This is a genomic window from Alkalicoccus halolimnae, assembly GCF_008014775.2.
Lineage (GTDB): Bacteria > Bacillota > Bacilli > Bacillales > Salisediminibacteriaceae > Alkalicoccus > Alkalicoccus halolimnae.
The window spans coordinates 3,076,038-3,091,510 of sequence record NZ_CP144914.1; the positions used below are offsets into that span (position 1 = coordinate 3,076,038).

General features: G+C 43.0%; 14 protein-coding genes. 3 read left to right on the forward strand and 11 right to left on the reverse strand.

Going from position 1 to position 15,473, the window contains the following annotated elements; all coding sequences use genetic code 11:
• Positions 1–21: 21 nt before the first annotated feature.
• Positions 22–375 carry a DUF4870 domain-containing protein gene (locus FTX54_RS14200; RefSeq protein WP_147803804.1) on the reverse strand — a complete coding sequence of 118 codons (354 nt, stop codon included), beginning with the start codon at positions 373–375 and terminating at the stop codon, positions 22–24.
• Positions 376–645: 270 nt separating this feature from the next.
• Here FTX54_RS14200 and yyaC point away from each other — a divergent pair, with 270 nt between their 5' ends.
• On the forward strand, positions 646–1,278 hold the full coding sequence (gene yyaC / locus FTX54_RS14205; RefSeq protein ID WP_147803803.1) for a spore protease YyaC: 633 nt from the start codon (positions 646–648) through the stop codon (positions 1,276–1,278).
• Positions 1,279–1,298: 20 nt separating this feature from the next.
• Here the strand turns inward: yyaC and FTX54_RS14210 are convergent, their stop codons facing one another.
• Positions 1,299–2,729 (reverse strand): DEAD/DEAH box helicase, encoded by a 1,431-nt coding sequence (locus FTX54_RS14210; RefSeq protein ID WP_147803802.1) that lies wholly within the window; start codon positions 2,727–2,729, stop codon positions 1,299–1,301.
• Positions 2,730–3,105: 376 nt separating this feature from the next.
• Between FTX54_RS14210 and FTX54_RS14215 the strand changes: the two genes are divergently transcribed.
• Positions 3,106–3,492, forward strand: a complete 387-nt coding sequence (locus tag FTX54_RS14215) for a DNA primase (protein ID WP_187254550.1) — start codon at positions 3,106–3,108, stop codon at positions 3,490–3,492.
• 667 nt (positions 3,493–4,159) lie between these two features.
• Here FTX54_RS14215 and FTX54_RS14220 read toward each other — a convergent pair.
• From FTX54_RS14220 to FTX54_RS14255, 8 genes are all read right to left on the reverse strand, one after another.
• Positions 4,160–5,851, reverse strand: coding sequence for a hypothetical protein (locus FTX54_RS14220; protein WP_147803801.1), 1,692 nt, complete (start codon positions 5,849–5,851; stop codon positions 4,160–4,162).
• Between the two features lie 397 nt (positions 5,852–6,248).
• Positions 6,249–6,947, reverse strand: coding sequence for a response regulator transcription factor (locus FTX54_RS14225; protein ID WP_147803800.1), 699 nt, complete (start codon positions 6,945–6,947; stop codon positions 6,249–6,251).
• Positions 6,948–7,248: 301 nt separating this feature from the next.
• Positions 7,249–7,932 carry a ComF family protein gene (locus FTX54_RS14230; protein ID WP_147803799.1) on the reverse strand — a complete coding sequence of 228 codons (684 nt, stop codon included), beginning with the start codon at positions 7,930–7,932 and terminating at the stop codon, positions 7,249–7,251.
• Positions 7,929–8,948 carry a DEAD/DEAH box helicase family protein gene (locus FTX54_RS14235; RefSeq protein WP_187254549.1) on the reverse strand — a complete coding sequence of 340 codons (1,020 nt, stop codon included), beginning with the start codon at positions 8,946–8,948 and terminating at the stop codon, positions 7,929–7,931. The genes FTX54_RS14230 and FTX54_RS14235 overlap by 4 nt, the downstream gene beginning before the upstream one ends.
• A gap of 72 nt (positions 8,949–9,020) precedes the next feature.
• Positions 9,021–9,338, reverse strand: a complete 318-nt coding sequence (locus FTX54_RS14240) for a hypothetical protein (protein WP_147803797.1) — start codon at positions 9,336–9,338, stop codon at positions 9,021–9,023.
• 218 nt (positions 9,339–9,556) lie between these two features.
• Positions 9,557–10,411: a DegV family protein gene (locus FTX54_RS14245; RefSeq protein ID WP_147803796.1), complete on the reverse strand. Its 855-nt coding sequence runs from the start codon at positions 10,409–10,411 to the stop codon at positions 9,557–9,559.
• Positions 10,412–10,804: 393 nt separating this feature from the next.
• Complete coding sequence (locus FTX54_RS14250) at positions 10,805–11,497, reverse strand: response regulator transcription factor (protein WP_147803795.1); 693 nt, start codon at positions 11,495–11,497, stop codon at positions 10,805–10,807.
• A gap of 1 nt (position 11,498) precedes the next feature.
• On the reverse strand, positions 11,499–12,518 hold the full coding sequence (locus FTX54_RS14255; RefSeq protein ID WP_187254548.1) for a sensor histidine kinase: 1,020 nt from the start codon (positions 12,516–12,518) through the stop codon (positions 11,499–11,501).
• A gap of 392 nt (positions 12,519–12,910) precedes the next feature.
• Here FTX54_RS14255 and FTX54_RS14260 point away from each other — a divergent pair, with 392 nt between their 5' ends.
• Entirely contained in the window at positions 12,911–13,567 is a 657-nt protein-coding gene (locus FTX54_RS14260; protein WP_147803793.1) for a YigZ family protein, read from the forward strand.
• Positions 13,568–14,320: 753 nt separating this feature from the next.
• Here the strand turns inward: FTX54_RS14260 and FTX54_RS14265 are convergent.
• Positions 14,321–15,379, reverse strand: coding sequence for a glycosyltransferase family 4 protein (locus FTX54_RS14265; protein WP_147803792.1), 1,059 nt, complete (start codon positions 15,377–15,379; stop codon positions 14,321–14,323).
• Positions 15,380–15,473: the final 94 nt, after the last annotated feature.

A 15,473-nucleotide genomic window follows, 5' to 3' on the forward strand; every position in this document is an offset into this window, starting at 1 on the left:
ATTCTCACTTAAGCTGTGTTATCAAGACATTTTTTCAATTTGTTCCCTTGAAAATTTCCCGGCGACAGGAAACTCGTACCATTCTCCCTGATACGCTTTTACCATACAGAGAATCCAGATAATAAGAGCTGCCGGTGTAATAAGAATGCTGAGAATCCAGCCGATTATTGGTATAAATCCAAGTATAGTATTAAGAACAAGCAGGGCTACGGAAAGAACAATCGACTGCATCGCGTGGTAACGGACAAATTTGTTGTCTTTTTCCATAAACAAAAATATTAATCCTGTAATAAATCCCAAAACATAGCTGAGCGTTGCTGCTGTGTTCTGCGATAATCCTGAACTGCTGGCAGATGGCGGTTGTTTTTCCTGCATTTTTCATCCCTCCAAAAATTCTCATAGTCATCCTGCACCCTTATTGTACCATATTTTCACTATTTGAGTATTTATTTTTGTAATTTTCAGTTTATAATATTCTTAAAGGAGTTTTCTACGGAGCCGGGTTTTAGGACCAGGGGAAGCTGTTCTGGATTTCAGTAATCTCTCTATTGTTAAATATGGAAAATATTTAAAAAAGTATTGCTTTCTCTTTAGTGTACGTTATAATGAACATATCCTATTTTTATAGCGAACGGAGGGTGTTTAATGAATGAACCGTCTTCTAACCGTCTGACCAGATATTCATCCGAATCTGTCACTGCCCCGGACGAACTTACCGCTGCTATTTTAAACAAGACTGCCGCAGTTAATTTACCTATCGTTATCGTCTGTATCGGCACCGACCGCTCCACAGGAGATTCACTCGGTCCTCTTACAGGGTCCCTTCTGGAAGAAAAAATGCCTTCACAATTTTTTATTTATGGAACTCTTGAAAATCCTGTCCATGCTAAAAACCTTCACCTCACTATGCAGCATATTGAAAAAGTGCACCCGGCTTCTTTTATTATCGCAGTTGATGCAAGTCTTGGCCGCAGGGAAAATGTCGGTACCATCGTTTTGGGCGAAGGACCTTTGTTTCCGGGCGCTGCGCTCAACCGCACCCTTTCTCCAGTAGGAGATTTATACTTAACCGGCATTATAAACGTTTCAGGTTTCATGGAGTTTTCCGTGCTTCAGAACACACGTCTGCACATCGTTATGAAAATTGCGCGCTTGCTCTCCCAGGCCCTCTATGCCGCAGATCAGGAAAAGCAGCGTGAATTTTCTGCACTATCCGATAAAACTACAAATGTGGTCCCTTTCCCTCCATGGAAAAACAAAGAAGCAGAACCGCTGTAACCGGTTCTGCTTCTTTCTGTCTATCTTCTTGCTTCTCTTACTTTTAAATTCTTTCCTTTCACCTTTCGTTCCTGCATATCCTGAAGAACCACGGATCCTTTACCGTTGAGAATATCAACATAAGTAGCCAATGATTCTACGGTAATAATTCCAATGTCATCAGCTTCAATACCGGGAATCGAGGTGATTGTACCGACAAAATCAAAAGCTCGAAGCTTTTTCTTTTTTCCTCCATTAAAATAAAGCTTAGTAATGTTCTTTTCCAGAGGGGCACTCTTGTCTTTTTTAAGCTGAGGAACTTCATTCATTTTCTGCTGAAAAGATTTCTCTTCAAGGGCTGTTGTGAAAGGTACCGGCTCCAGGTCTACTTCTGTTTTTAAACGGCGTCCGATCATATCCGCATAACGCCTTTCCTGAGGAATAACAAAGGTCACCGCTTTTCCCTCTTTGCCTGCCCGCGCCGTCCGCCCTGTCCGGTGAATAAATTTCTCCGTTTCAATAGGAACATCCACGTTTATAACAAGAGGCATATCAAGCACATCAATTCCCCGTGCTGCTACGTCAGAAGCAATAAGATAGCGGGTTGTGCCGCGCTTAAATTCTTCCATAACCTGAGTCCGTTCTTTTTGTTCGAGCCCTCCGTGGATTTTATCGCAGGAGAGGCCCCGATCCTTCAAGTAGGAGGTCAGTTCATCAACCATATCCTTCTGGTTGCAGAACAGTACAGCTGATTCCGGCTGTTCTTTCACGAGAAATTTATAGAGATCTTCTATTTTCGTTTCCCGGGAGGTCTCCAGCCAGGTAAAATCAATATGAGGCTTTTCTTCCAGTACAGTCTCAATAATTTCCGGCTCATTCATATACTTTTCTGAAAGCTTAATCACTTTTTGCGGGAGCGTTGCTGAGAACAAAGAAGTGATTCGTTCTTTGGGTACTTCAGCAAGGATATGCTCGACCTGGTCGATAAAACCCATATTCAGCATTTCATCTGCTTCATCAAGTACCACGTACTTAACATTCTCCAAATTTAGTGTGCCTTTTTCTATATGATCCAATACTCTTCCCGGTGTACCGGTAACAATGTGGACCTTTTGATTCAGTTCCACCCGCTGAGGAGCTGCCGGCTGCTGACCGACGAGGAGAGCTGCTTTTAAACGTTTAAACCGTCCAATATTCTGAATGTCTTCTTTTACCTGCATAGCCAGTTCCCGGGTCGGTGTCAGCACAAGTGCCTGAGGTTTATTTTCCTCCCAGACAGCTTTCTCACACATCGGCACAGCAAAGGCAGCTGTTTTCCCGCTTCCTGTTTTCGCTTTTACTATAACATCGCTGCCTTCCAGCAGCCTGGGTATAACAAGGCTCTGAACTTCCGTCGCCTGTTCGTATTTCATTCCTGCGAGCGCTTCACGAATTTCTCCACTTAGTTGAAACTGTTCGAACGTATTACTCATTAATAAAACCTCTTCCTTCTATCACTCAAATATCAATTTACCTCTTCTTATCATACTACGATTTTATCTTCCATGCTTTGCTTTCAATGAAATTGTAATTAATAATTTTTAAACAGGTCTTTTTTCTGCTGACCTGAAATGGAAACGAAAGCGTCTGCCTGAAGTGGAAATCATTCACGATGTACAAAATCCCTTTCTTAACAGCGGCTTACGAAATTGATTCATGCATTATAATACTCCTATAAATAAAATATGTGAAAGTGTCTAAACGACTATAACGATGTTTAATAAAATCGCAGAAGTGATACAAGATTACTATGAACGAAACTTCTGCAATTCTTAAAGAAGTTTTATATTTTTAGAGGAGGAATTTCACATGAAAAAACAACTATCACTATCTGTACTTTCCGGAGTTTTTGCAGTAGGAATGCTTGCTGCCTGCGGAGATGGGGGAAATGAAGAAACAAATGATCCAGCAAACGGCGGTAACAATACGGAGATGGAAGATAACACTGGTGATGACCCAGCTGGTAATACAGAAAATGATCCGATGAGCGATGATGACGACGATGACGATGATGCTACTATGAACGATGACGACGACGATGATGATGACGCTACTATGAACGATGACGATGACGACGATGACGCTACTATGAACGATGATGACGATGATGCTGCTATGAACGATGACGATGACGATGACGACGACGATGATGACGATGCCTCTATGAACGACGACGATGACGATGACGATATGTAATCAAGCTTCTTATTAATATCATTCGTTGGTAAACTGTTGTTTATCAACGAAAAAAAGGACTTCCCGAATCAGGGAAGTCCTTTTTTCAGGCTGTTTACAAAGTAATTCTTCCTGTATAAGTATACAGTTGGCTGTTTCCACTTTCGAAGAGTCGATTTCCGGAGGGAACTCTCTCAGCTGACCTGCTTTTCATAAAACAAAGAATCATTCTTCCGGAGTCACCTTCTACAGCTCCAGCATCTGAACAAAAAGAAAGACTTTGCTGCGAAAACAAGCGTACTTCATACAGGTTTTTCCTATAAAAAAAGTGATTTTCTCTGCAGTGTCCGGCGGGGACGCCAGTGGGATTAAAGCGCAGTCTGAAGATCCTTTCCAATGCAGCAGGCATTGGAAATAGCTGAAGACAAGCCCCACGGCAAGCTTCCGCCGGTAAGCGCAGGAGAAAATGCAAGGAATAGAATAAATAAACTTCTTTCTTTACTTAATCAACACTCTGAAAAAAGGACTTCCCGAAATCAGGGAAGTCCTTTTTCGTCGTTAAATGCTGTTCCCGGATGCAGGAGCAGGAAAGGGAAGCAGTTCCCAGTGAACAGCAGGAATTTCCGGCACCTTACAGGTAAAAGAATAGAATAGAATAGAATATAAATGATAACCTGCGGGAGATCAGCTATTTACGGTTTTTCATTAATTCACAGCAGGAAAGGAAACTTGAAACATTATGCTGTGTATAATCATTACGAAGCTCATAAGAAACGAGACTTTCATGAAGTGCTCCTGTACAAAGCTGCTTGTAATCATAATACATAACGGATTCCGGCCTCAGCTGCATCTGCAGTTGAAATAAAATCCCTTTTTTCATTGCCTCGTAATATACAGCAGCTTCTTTATAAAGACCATTATCTTCCGCAAGACGAACAGCAGCACCTAACCCTTCACTTCTGCAAGCAGTTGGAGTGGAACGAGGGATCCCTTTCATCTCATAAGATCCCGGCCATTCAGGATCATGACCCGCTTCTTTTTCCCGCTGGGTTTTCACAATCGCCCCGGCTACAAAAAGAGCGTGATCAAGATAATCCTTATTTTCTCTTTCCGTATGGAGATCATAAAGTGCATACAGTAGCCAGTGGTCATGTTCTACTGTTTCTTCCGTTACATTTTTATCACGTTGATGAATTATATATCCGGCCTGGCCTTCGCAGGCATCCAGCCACTTTTCCTGGGGATCAAGGTCATAAAGCCTTGTGAGTCCGAGCATCGCCTCTCCCGGATAATAATAAGAGGAGAAGTCGTAAATTTCTCCGGTGGAAAATTTCTGTTTATGAAGACCGAAATTACCGTTCTCTTCCTGTATAGACAGCATCCATTCTCCCATCTCCTGCATAAGAGAAAGATACTGTTCATCTCCTGTAACATCTGTGTATTTGGCAAGAGCAACGAGAGCAAGTCCATTACCGCCTAATTTAACGTTATCTTTTTCAACTATAACTTTCATTTTCTTCTTAGCGTTTGAAATACTTTCCGTTTTACTAACAAGGTAATTTAATGCTCTTTTAATTTCCTGAAGCAGGTTCTGCTCTGGAAAACGTTCGTACGTTTCCAGCATCGAATACACTGTACCAGCGTGCCTAAGAATATTATATGCTTCAGCTGCCCTGCCCGCCGCAGGATCGTAAGAATAAAGAAATTTCCCTTCTTCGTTAACGACATGCTGAAAATAATTATCTCTTGAAAGCTTCACGGCATATTCAAGAATATCCTCTGTTAATTCACTGTAAAGCCTATGTCCGCGGAAAAGCGGCATCGTTCCCGTTTCATCGATAAAGTAGGAAATCGTCCGGAAAAAGGAAAATTCCACTTTTTCTTTCCCCGTAAACAAATGACCCAGCTTCCCGTTGTGCAGCTGGAAATGTTTTTCCGCAGGTCGGAACATCCGCTCTCTTCGCAGTTGTTTTTCTTCAATCAGCTGGTAAGCTTCTACTTCTTCCGGTAGAAAAGCCGCTTCCCACATACCATCCAGCAGGAAACCGTCCTCTCTTCTTTTATAGAAGAGTTTATGTTTATTCATATGTATTACCTGTGGGGTTTTCATCGTTTTTACAATATCCAGCTTAACGTATTCCGACTGAAAAGCAGGTGAAATATTCCGGTGAAAAACTTTTAGTGCTTTTTCTGCCGCTTCCTGAAACGTTTTTCCTTTTCCGGTTACAACGTGCGCACGTGTCATTTTGTCCGACACAGAAAGAAATATTACCATCTCTCCTTCCCCGTCCCGATAAATGTCCTCCTTAATTTCTAAATGAGGCGCTGCCCCTTCTTTATTCTGCACGGCATAAAGCAGCTGTTTCATCGTTTTATCCATATGTCTCTCCTCTTTTTCGTTATTACCTGCATGATAAGCTTCTTGATAGCACATTTTTATAAGGTTCTGTCAGCGCTTGTTGTTTTTCAGGGTTAATTCACCGCCGACAGGCAGGCTGTACACTTCCTACTATACAGGATAGGGACATTCGTACACAAAAAATTGATGAATATTCGGCCTCTTCATGTTTTGAACGGCTGTCTTGAAAATAAAGGATAGAAGCAATAAACGTACGCTTTCGTTTCCATAAGGAACGCAGGCCCTGCTTGAACTTTTTAAATTCGAACACTAAAATCCCCTGCAGAAAGTCGTTTGCCTGCAGGGGGGTAACTAATTAATATTCTATTACGGGAATGCCATCCGAAAATGACTTACAATGTCTCTGAACCATGAAAGATCAACGGAGGGCATCGACCCATCCATTTCGGATAATCTTTACCATGGCATCCGTACGGTCGTTTGCGCCGAGCTTTTTAAGCAGATGACTGATGACCGTACTGACCGTGGAAGGAGCAAGATACATCAGCTCCGCAATATTTCGATTGTTATGGCCATCAAGAATATGCTGAAGAACGGAGCATTCGTTTTTCGTAAGCCGGTACTGGACCTCCTCTTTTCTTAGAACCAGCCTTTTAATTGGGCGGTCACGGAGTTTTTGATCGTGCAGCTGATGAACCAGGTCCCCATGGAGATTCTGTTCCAGGAAAAAACCATATTTATTCAACGTATCTATAATTGCACTTCCGTATGTATATAAGCTGTGGAGGGAAAGAATACCATTCAGCCTGTTTGAAATGTAAGGAACGAGCGAAGCTTTAGGGCGCCCGACCGTCACCACGAGAACTTTAACCCCTCTCAGCTGCCCCAGAACTCCTTCAATCCACCCTAACGATTCCAAGGAAACAGATTCTACAAGCAAAAATACATAGTTTGCTTCGTTTAAAGAGGCATCGCTGTTTTTCTCTATAATGACCTGTTTTTCTGAAAGAATGTCTTTTAAGCGTTGTTCAGAGCTTCCCGAAAGATAACGATCATAATCAATGATGAGGATCCGATCGTCTACTGCTCTGTCCGCCGTGAGTTGATTTCCATGCATGTTTGAAGATCCTCCCTTTCTTTATCTACTCATAAGAATACACTTTATAAAAAAAAACGACAAGATTCGATGTATTATTCTTTCAACTCGCACCTGCATCTATATACCTGAAAACAAGGACTTATCTTTCGATGATATAGATAATAACCTGTGATATTTTCATGTTATTACCTTCTTTATAGTGAATTTACCTATTATTAGCAATCTTTATTTTATTATAAGTCCTTCAAAAGAATTATTCGACAAAAAATATCTTTTTTTTAGGAAAGTTTTTTCAATATGATGAACAAATCAGGTGAACTCAGGAATTTTTTAAAAGTGCCCGGGCTGCCGTTACTCCTTTCACTGACGATGCGCCGTCTTGTATCAGCGCTTCAGAAGCAGCATGAAGCGTGGCTCCGGTTGTATAAATATCATCTATAAGCAGAATTCGTTTTCCTTTTATCTGCTTAGAATCACTGCAGGAAAATATATGTTCTGTATTTAACCTCCGCCCCGCAGCCGAAGATTTACTCTGTTTGGAAGGAGGGCTGGTTCTTTCAAGAAGCGGGGCCGGCGTGAAATGCTCTGCCAGAAGTTCCGCCTGGTTAAATCCCCGGACACGGAGCCGCTCTTTTGTAAGAGGGATGCAGGCTGCTAAATCCCATTTTTGGAAATTACTGACTGCAAGAAGATAGAGCTCTCTTGAAAAAACTTCTGCAAGCTTCGCATCTCCTCGATATTTGAAAGCCGTTAAAACATCTTTCACAAATGGATTATAGGGATAAAGAGAACGCTGGGTGAATTCCGAAGATCCACTTCGCTGTCGGCAGTCGCTGCAAAAGTCGACTCCAGGATGCCCGCAGACTCGACAGCCTTTATTATCCAGAGGCTTTAACTGGGAAGTACAAATCGTGCAAAGTGGGATCGGCCGTGCGTAAAAAACGTTAAGCCAGTCAGCTTCCTGACGCCAGGACTGTTGACAGATCAGGCAGCAGCTCCTCATGAGAATCCCCCTCGATTCAGCCTGCAGATCGTCCGAATCGAACGTTTCATTGCCCTCGTTTTTCCGAAGTGAAAAAAGATGACTTCTCCATTCGGAAAAGCGCTGCTTCTCCCGGCTCTTCCTGCAATTTGAATAAGAGCTGTTTCTGTAAATACAGGGGCTTCCGCTCCGAGGACAGCTGCCTGTACGTCTTCAATCGTTATTCCCCTCTCCAGTATCGTTGTCGTAATTAATACGTCCAGTTTTTTATGACGGAACGCTTTTACCAGGTCTGATCTATTTTCTTCTCCTGCATGCACAGATGCTGCTCTAATCCGGCTGCTGAATTTATTGATACCTTTTTCAACATCCGGAAGCATGGACACTTCCGGAACGAATAATAGAACCTGCTTCTGCATGTTCCGCTCCAAAAATGTTTTTAATGGCGCTGGAAGATGCCCTTTATGAAGATTTTTTTTCCAATTACCGGCCCAGACCGTTTTAGGAACAGGGAGGTCGTACCCGTGATACCTTCTGGATACGATGGCTGCTTCCAAGGTTTTGCGCTTCACTTGTTTTCTCTGCTTTTCCGATGGAGTAGCAGTTACCTGGACGGTAAGTGCCTTTTTCGTCCGCGCCTGTTCCGCCGCAAACTGCAGGCGGAGGTCCATTGTAAATGGGAAAGCATCCACCTCATCAATAATTAACAGGTCAAAAGCCTGATGAAACCGAAGCAGCTGATGAGTAGTGGCAATAAATATGTCTGCCTGACGGTATCTTTCTTCTGCCTTTTTCCCTCCGTAGAACCCTGCAACTGCAGCTTTCGGAAAGGCTGTAGTCAGCCTGGGTTCCAGTTCCTGCACGACATCCCGCCTAGGAGTACATATCATCACCGGTTTGTTCTGCATCAGGCAGGTACTTATAAGCGGAAAAAGCATTTCCGTTTTACCAGCTCCGCATACAGCCCACAAAAGTATATTCTTTTGTTGTCCTTTTTCAAATGCATCGACAAGCTTATTCGCAGCCTGCTCCTGCATTACTGATAATTTCCCGTTCCATGAAATATCCGCAGACTCTGCACATACGGCAGGATGGTCCCCGTTAAACAATTAGAAACGGCTGCATCCCATGACACGTCCCATAATCAGACAGGAGCGGCAGTAAGCACACTTTTTTCCGCAGCGTCCACAGATTTTCACTTCTCCGAAAAGACCGCTGTCCAAATTTCCACAGCGGGTACAGAGCCATGTCCGGCCTGATTTTGTCAAAGCAGATTCAGAAACGATAAAACCGTCATTCTCCAGGTCGGTAAGCGCTTCCAATAGTTTTTGAAACTCTTTTTCCGGTTCATTTTCGAATAGTTCATCAATCAGCAGTCTACGGTACACTAATTTGTTCAAAATATTTTCGCGGTAAGTACTGTTCAAGCTGTTTCCTCCTCTATTTAATATAGAGGGTTCATATATAAGGATATTTTCAACTGAAAAAAGAAGGGGAGGTAACCGGATGCTCATTGGAACCCTTCACAGCCGGCTTTTATGTATTCACCTTTTCTTTATAGTATTTCATCTCTCCAAAGTGAAAAACGCTCCGGAGAAAAAGCGTCCGCCTGTAAGTAAAAGAATGCGGAGCAGCTTTCATTTTATCAACTCACACTCATATCCATCCAGCCGATCCCCAGACTGCCTTCTCCAATATGGGTACCGATCACGGGGCCGAAGTGACTGATATAAACGGTTGATTCCGGGTATTCGAGACGGATTTCTTCGGCAAGCTGCTCTGCTTTTTCCTGCCTGTTCGCATGAATAACTGCAATATGAAGAGGCAGTCCGTGCCTGGCTTCTTCATGGAGAAGCGCTTTTATTTTAGCAAGAGCTTTCTTTTCTGTTCTGACTTTTTCATAGGGCACTATTTTTTTATTTTCAAAATGAAGAACCGGCTTCACCTTAAGCATGCTTCCTATAAAGAGCTGGGCCCCATTCAGACGCCCCCCCCTGTGAAGATGACTTAAGTCGTCCGCCATAAAGTAGGCTTTCGTCCGGCTCCTTAAAGCTTCCAGACGTTTCAGAATATCTGCGGAAGAAGCGTTTTCGCCTGCCAATTTGGCAGCTTCCAATGCATAGAAACCTTGAACCATACAGCTTATTTCCGTATCGAAAACGTGAACCGGCAGTCCATCAAACATCGATCCTGCTGCTACTGCAGTCTGGTAAGTGCCACTAATACCGCTTGAAAGGGTGACGACGATTATTTCATCGTGGTCTGCTGCCAGTTCCCGGAAGGTTTCTTCAAATAATCCGATACTCGGCTGGGAAGTTGTGGGGAGCTTATCTGTATTCTTCATTTTATAATAGAAGTCCTCTCCTGTAATATCCCACTCCTCACGGTATACTTCTTCTCCGAAAATGACATTCAGCGGAACCATCGTAATATTATTTTTTTCGCGTATTTCTTCCGGTATGTAGGCGGTACTGTCAGTAACAATTGCTATTTTACTCATGATCGCTCTCCTTTTGATGCTGAATATCCGATCTCTCTTTCGTCTATAGTATCAATCAGACTCCCGGGTGTCTATCCTTTCCATAATAATCGTTTGAAAATAATGGATATTATACGGTGAAAATGGAGAAATTCTGAAGGGGAAAATCTTTATTAAGGCTTTCCTTACATTAGATATAATTAAAAAAAGCTGCTTTGAAAATAGAACATCTGCTGTGTGATGAATACCATTTTAGTTTCCGCTTCTGTAAACAGCCCCTTTCGTTTTCATGGGCCCGCCGGGAAGCACCCTCATGGAAAAGAAGACGTACGTTCATCGCTTATATGCTTTTTTTCAAGGCCGGCCAAAAAAACGCACCTTTGAATTAATAAAGGTGCGCCTCCCGCTTCTAAATCAATTTACTTTTACCCAGCCGTTTTTAATAGCATCTACGACAGCCTGAGTCCGGTCATTCATCCCCATCTTCTGGAGAATGTTACTGACATGGTTTTTAACCGTTTTTTCACTTATATACAACGCTTCCCCAATAGAACGGTTGCTTTTTCCATCGGTCATAAGCTGGAGGACTTCGCATTCCCTGCGTGTAAGCAGGTGAAGCGGCCGGCGGTATTCCACTTCGCGGAACCCGACTTCTGTCTCTCCTCCGCCGTCCGTAGCCAGACGCCGGTACTCTTTAATCAAATTATAGGTCACTTTAGGATGCACATAAGCACCCCCCTGTCCGACTACTTTCACCGCTTCGATGAGAGCTTCCGTATCCATTTCTTTAAGCAGGTATCCTGCAGCACCGGTTTTCAGCACCTGCGTTACATAGGTTTCGTCGTCGTGAATAGAGAGGATCAGCACTTTCACGTTAGGGAAAGTTTCTACAAGGGATTTCGTCGCTTCCACGCCGCTTACATCGGGCATATTTACGTCCATTAAAACGACATCCGGCTGATTCTGGCGCACAAGATCGATTACCTCTCTTCCATCATTGCCTTCTGCAACGACTTCGAGATCATCTTCCATAGATAAGATACGCTTTACTCCTTCACGAAACAGCTGGTGGTCATCTATTAAAACAATTCGCAGTTTATTTTCCATTTTATCTTCCTCCTGAATAGTTTTCTGACTCGCTTGTAACAGGGATGGCAGCAGTAATAGTCGTTCCTTCTTCTTGCCCGGAATCAATCGTTACCTGCCCCCCCAGCAGCTGAATTCGTTCTTTCATCCCTTCAAGACCAAAAGAGTCTTCTCTTTGAGCGGCCGTTGAAAATCCTCCGCCGTCATCTGTCACAGTAAGAAAAAGATTATTTGGCTGTATTTCTGCCTTAACAGAAATAGTTCCCGCACCGGCATGTTTTACCGCATTCTGCACCGCCTCCTGAACAAACCGGTATGCAGCCGCTTCAAGAGCCGGATAGCGGAAGGGCACTTCCCCTGCTGTTTTCACTCTAATCCGAACCCCGCTTCGATTCTGCATCGTTTCTGCATACTTTGCGAGAGCTTGAATGAGTCCGCTTTGGTGCAGTTCCGGGGCACGGAGATCGAAAATGATCCGGCGGGTCTCCAGAAGAGACTCTTTAATCGTTTTTTTGAGAGTTTCTGTTTCTTTCCCGAGTTGATCCACAGAACCTTTAGCAGCCGTTCTTGCAAGTATTTCTGCATGCATCGCAGCATTTGCCATAAGCTGTGCCGGGCCATCGTGGATATCTCTCGCCAGCCTTTTCTGGGCGGTTTCATGAAGCCTTAGGACATGAAGTCCCGAAGATATCTGAGGATCACTGGTTCGTGGAACGTCCTCCTTCAAATAATGTGCTGCAGTATGAAGCTGCTGCAGAAGTCCCTCTGACTGCTGGATAACATCCTCCAGTTCTTTTAGTTGTTCTTCAATCTGCAGAAACCGCTTTTCCCAGATTTTTTCACGATCTTCTGAAGGAAATTTTCGTGCTGATTCTCCGATATTCGGATTTTCCATGCTTATTTTAAGCTGATACAATTCTGTTTGCAGACGGCACTGTTCGTTCCGGGCGTTTTCGCCTGCTTCAAAAAGCTTTTCGCGCCCTTCACTCATTGCCTGATCTACACTGCCTAAAATATTTTCAATAATAGGTAGCGCCGCCATGTTAACCCTTCTTTCTTTGATATACAGCCTGACCATTAAGAGTGCTATACTGAAAATATAGTTCCCGGTTTCCTTTATCGATATTCAATAGATCTTTTGTCAGGCAGCGCACCGAAACTAGGTCTGCCGCCCCCGTATTGTTCAGTTTATTTGTTGAAAATCTTAAAGTTAAAATGAGTATATGAAGCGTTCTACCCACACTATTTTAGCATAATTGGCAGGGCAAAGCATACGTATACCTGTTCTGGTCAGTCTTCCTGACAGTGCCTTATTACCCATCATACCCTATATGGACAGTAATTTATCTTGATTACACAACTTTTCGATATTTTTTTAGAATCAGACTTAAGAGCTAGTAATTTATTATATTCATTCCAATAAAGGAGTTTCCCATGCTGAGTACTTACTTTACCGTCAAACCGTACGGCGAATCAGAAATAATAATTCAAAAGTCACGATTTCTCGTTTATGTAAAACGCGTTACTTCCGAAGAAGAAGCCCGTACCTTTATTGCCGAAATTAAAAATAACCATCTTGATGCTTCCCACAACTGCTCCGCTTATATGATCGGGGAACATGATTTGATTCAAAAAGCCAATGACGATGGCGAGCCATCCGGTACTGCCGGAGTTCCTATGCTCGAAGTTTTAAAACAACGGAAATTGAAGGACACCTGCATCGTAGTAACCCGATATTTCGGAGGGATCAAACTTGGCGGGGGCGGTTTAATACGCGCTTACGGCTCCGCTGCAAGTGCCGGTATTCAAGCAGCAGGAGTAGTAGAACGGCGCCTCACCTCTCTCTGCTCAGCCATTTTTGACTATTCACATCTTGGGAAGATTGAAAATGAAGTGCGTTCTTCACCCTATAAGCTTTACAATATATCCTACGAAGAAAAGGTAACGGTCACCTGTTACGTAGAGGCAGGATTTGAAGAGAATTTTGAACAATGGATGCAGAACTTAACGAACGGACAGGCAAAACTTACGCGGGACGGAACCGCTTATTTAGAAACAGACATAAAATCTTCAGGTAGTGAACGGTTTTAGCATTTCCGAAATAACTGAACTGGTCTGTATAAAACGACCCTTTTTCATTACGCAGGTCGTTTCTAAAAGTGAACACGGTCGAATACCACCTGCAGGGTGACTGTCATTCATAAAAAGCTTTTTAGTTGAATGAACTTCACATGTATTTATAGGGGGAACATGCCCGAACATGGTGAAAAATGTTCACTTCAGACGAAATTCCACGGGATAGGAGCCGACGACTTTCGTTTCAATCATCCGTCTTTATATACGAATAGTTACATTTGAAAACGTAAAATATTCACTAAAGAAGTTTTGGATACAAAGTGATATTTTCTGTATAAGCAGACAGTTGGCTGCTTCCGCTTTCCGGAGGGAACTCTCTCAGCTGACCTGCCTTTCATAAAACAAAGAATCATTTTTCCGGATTCACTTTCTACAACTCCAGCATTTGAACAAAAAGAAAGACTTTGCTGCGAAAACAATCGGACTACAGGTTTCTCCTATTAAAAAAGGTGATTTTCTCTGCAGTGTCCGGCGGGGACGCCAGTGGGTTGGAAGCGCAGTCTGAAGATCCTTTCCAATGCAGTCCGGCATTAGAAATAGCTGAAGACAAGCCCCACGGCAGGCTTCCGCCGGTAAGCGGAGGAGAAAATACAAGGAATAGATTGCATATACTTCTTTCTTTACTTACTCAACACTCTGGAATACAAGAAACCTCCGGAAACTTCGTTTTCCGGAGGTTTTTGTATTTATTCGTTATTTCCAGCGTCATCAGGACGTCGTTTTCAATCCTTTTATGCGATTGATTATATTCAGCACCGGACGATAATCAGCATGAAGCAGGCCGGTTGCTTCCGCAAGAATTTCAATAGCAAACAGCAGCAGCAGACTAATCACCAGCGTCCCCCATAACGTCGACTGTGTAAGAAGTACCGCAGCAAGAGCGAAAAAAGCACTGATGCCGTATATCATTAACACTGAACTGCGGTGGGAATATCCAAGCCGGAGGAAACAGTGATGCATATGAAACTTATCAGCAGCCGCTAAAGGCTTTTTGTTTATGAATCGCCGGATGATGGCGAACATCGTATCCGTTATCGGTACTGCAAGAATAAAAATAGGGATGATAAGTGAAAAAAGAGTTACCGTTTTAAAGCCAAGCAGTGAAATAACGGCGATCATAAAACCTAAAAACAAAGCTCCTGTATCTCCCATGAAAATTTTTGCAGGATAAAAATTATAAAACAGAAACCCTGCTGTACTCGCAAGCAGAACAGAACCTAGAGCAATAATAAATAAATTGTCATTTATAATAGCAATGATCGTAATGGTCGTCAGTACGATGGCAGAAACTCCAGCAGCAAGACCATCAAGGCCGTCGATAAGATTAATAGCGTTAGTAATGCCGATAATCCATAAAAAAGTGAGCGGCAGACCAAAGATCCCAAGATACAGGATACCGTCAAAAGGCAGATTGATAAATTCAACGTAAATACCGCCCGACATAACGACAGCCGCAGCCATCGTCTGACCGAAAAGTTTCATTTTGGGTGAAAGTTCCCGCATGTCATCCAGAAAACCAGTAATGATAATGATCGTTCCCCCAATAATAATAGGCCAAAAATATGGACTCACCGGCATCATGATAAGCATACCGATCATAAAGCTGATATAAATAGCCAGTCCACCGAGCCGGGGCATCATAATACTATGGATTTTCCGCGGGTTAGGTAGATCGACTGCACCTACTTTTACTGCGAGAATTTTCACAAGCGGGGTAACGAGCAGGGCTGCAATAAAGCAGGCTGTTGAAATATAGATATATGTCATATGTAACCCCCTCCCCGCTGTGCAATCTTGAACAGTCCATATAAATTTTGTTTACCGTCTCTATATACGCCGAGTGTCATTTAATAGGTGTGCT

Excerpts from the sequence above, each read along its gene's own strand:
- FTX54_RS14225 (WP_147803800.1), bottom strand. The coding sequence starts at position 6,947 with ATGCATGGAAATCAACTCACGGCGGACAGAGCAGTAGACGATCGGATC.
- FTX54_RS14260 (WP_147803793.1), top strand. The coding sequence starts at position 12,911 with ATGCTGAGTACTTACTTTACCGTCAAACCGTACGGCGAATCAGAAATA.
- yyaC (WP_147803803.1), top strand. The coding sequence starts at position 646 with ATGAATGAACCGTCTTCTAACCGTCTGACCAGATATTCATCCGAATCT.
- FTX54_RS14210 (WP_147803802.1), bottom strand. The coding sequence starts at position 2,729 with ATGAGTAATACGTTCGAACAGTTTCAACTAAGTGGAGAAATTCGTGAA.
- FTX54_RS14265 (WP_147803792.1), bottom strand. The coding sequence starts at position 15,379 with ATGACATATATCTATATTTCAACAGCCTGCTTTATTGCAGCCCTGCTC.
- FTX54_RS14255 (WP_187254548.1), bottom strand. The coding sequence starts at position 12,518 with ATGGCGGCGCTACCTATTATTGAAAATATTTTAGGCAGTGTAGATCAG.
- FTX54_RS14230 (WP_147803799.1), bottom strand. The coding sequence starts at position 7,932 with ATGAGGAGCTGCTGCCTGATCTGTCAACAGTCCTGGCGTCAGGAAGCT.
- FTX54_RS14200 (WP_147803804.1), bottom strand. The coding sequence starts at position 375 with ATGCAGGAAAAACAACCGCCATCTGCCAGCAGTTCAGGATTATCGCAG.
- FTX54_RS14215 (WP_187254550.1), top strand. The coding sequence starts at position 3,106 with ATGAAAAAACAACTATCACTATCTGTACTTTCCGGAGTTTTTGCAGTA.
- FTX54_RS14220 (WP_147803801.1), bottom strand. The coding sequence starts at position 5,851 with ATGGATAAAACGATGAAACAGCTGCTTTATGCCGTGCAGAATAAAGAA.
- FTX54_RS14245 (WP_147803796.1), bottom strand. The coding sequence starts at position 10,411 with ATGAGTAAAATAGCAATTGTTACTGACAGTACCGCCTACATACCGGAA.
- FTX54_RS14235 (WP_187254549.1), bottom strand. The coding sequence starts at position 8,948 with ATGCAGGAGCAGGCTGCGAATAAGCTTGTCGATGCATTTGAAAAAGGA.
- FTX54_RS14250 (WP_147803795.1), bottom strand. The coding sequence starts at position 11,497 with ATGGAAAATAAACTGCGAATTGTTTTAATAGATGACCACCAGCTGTTT.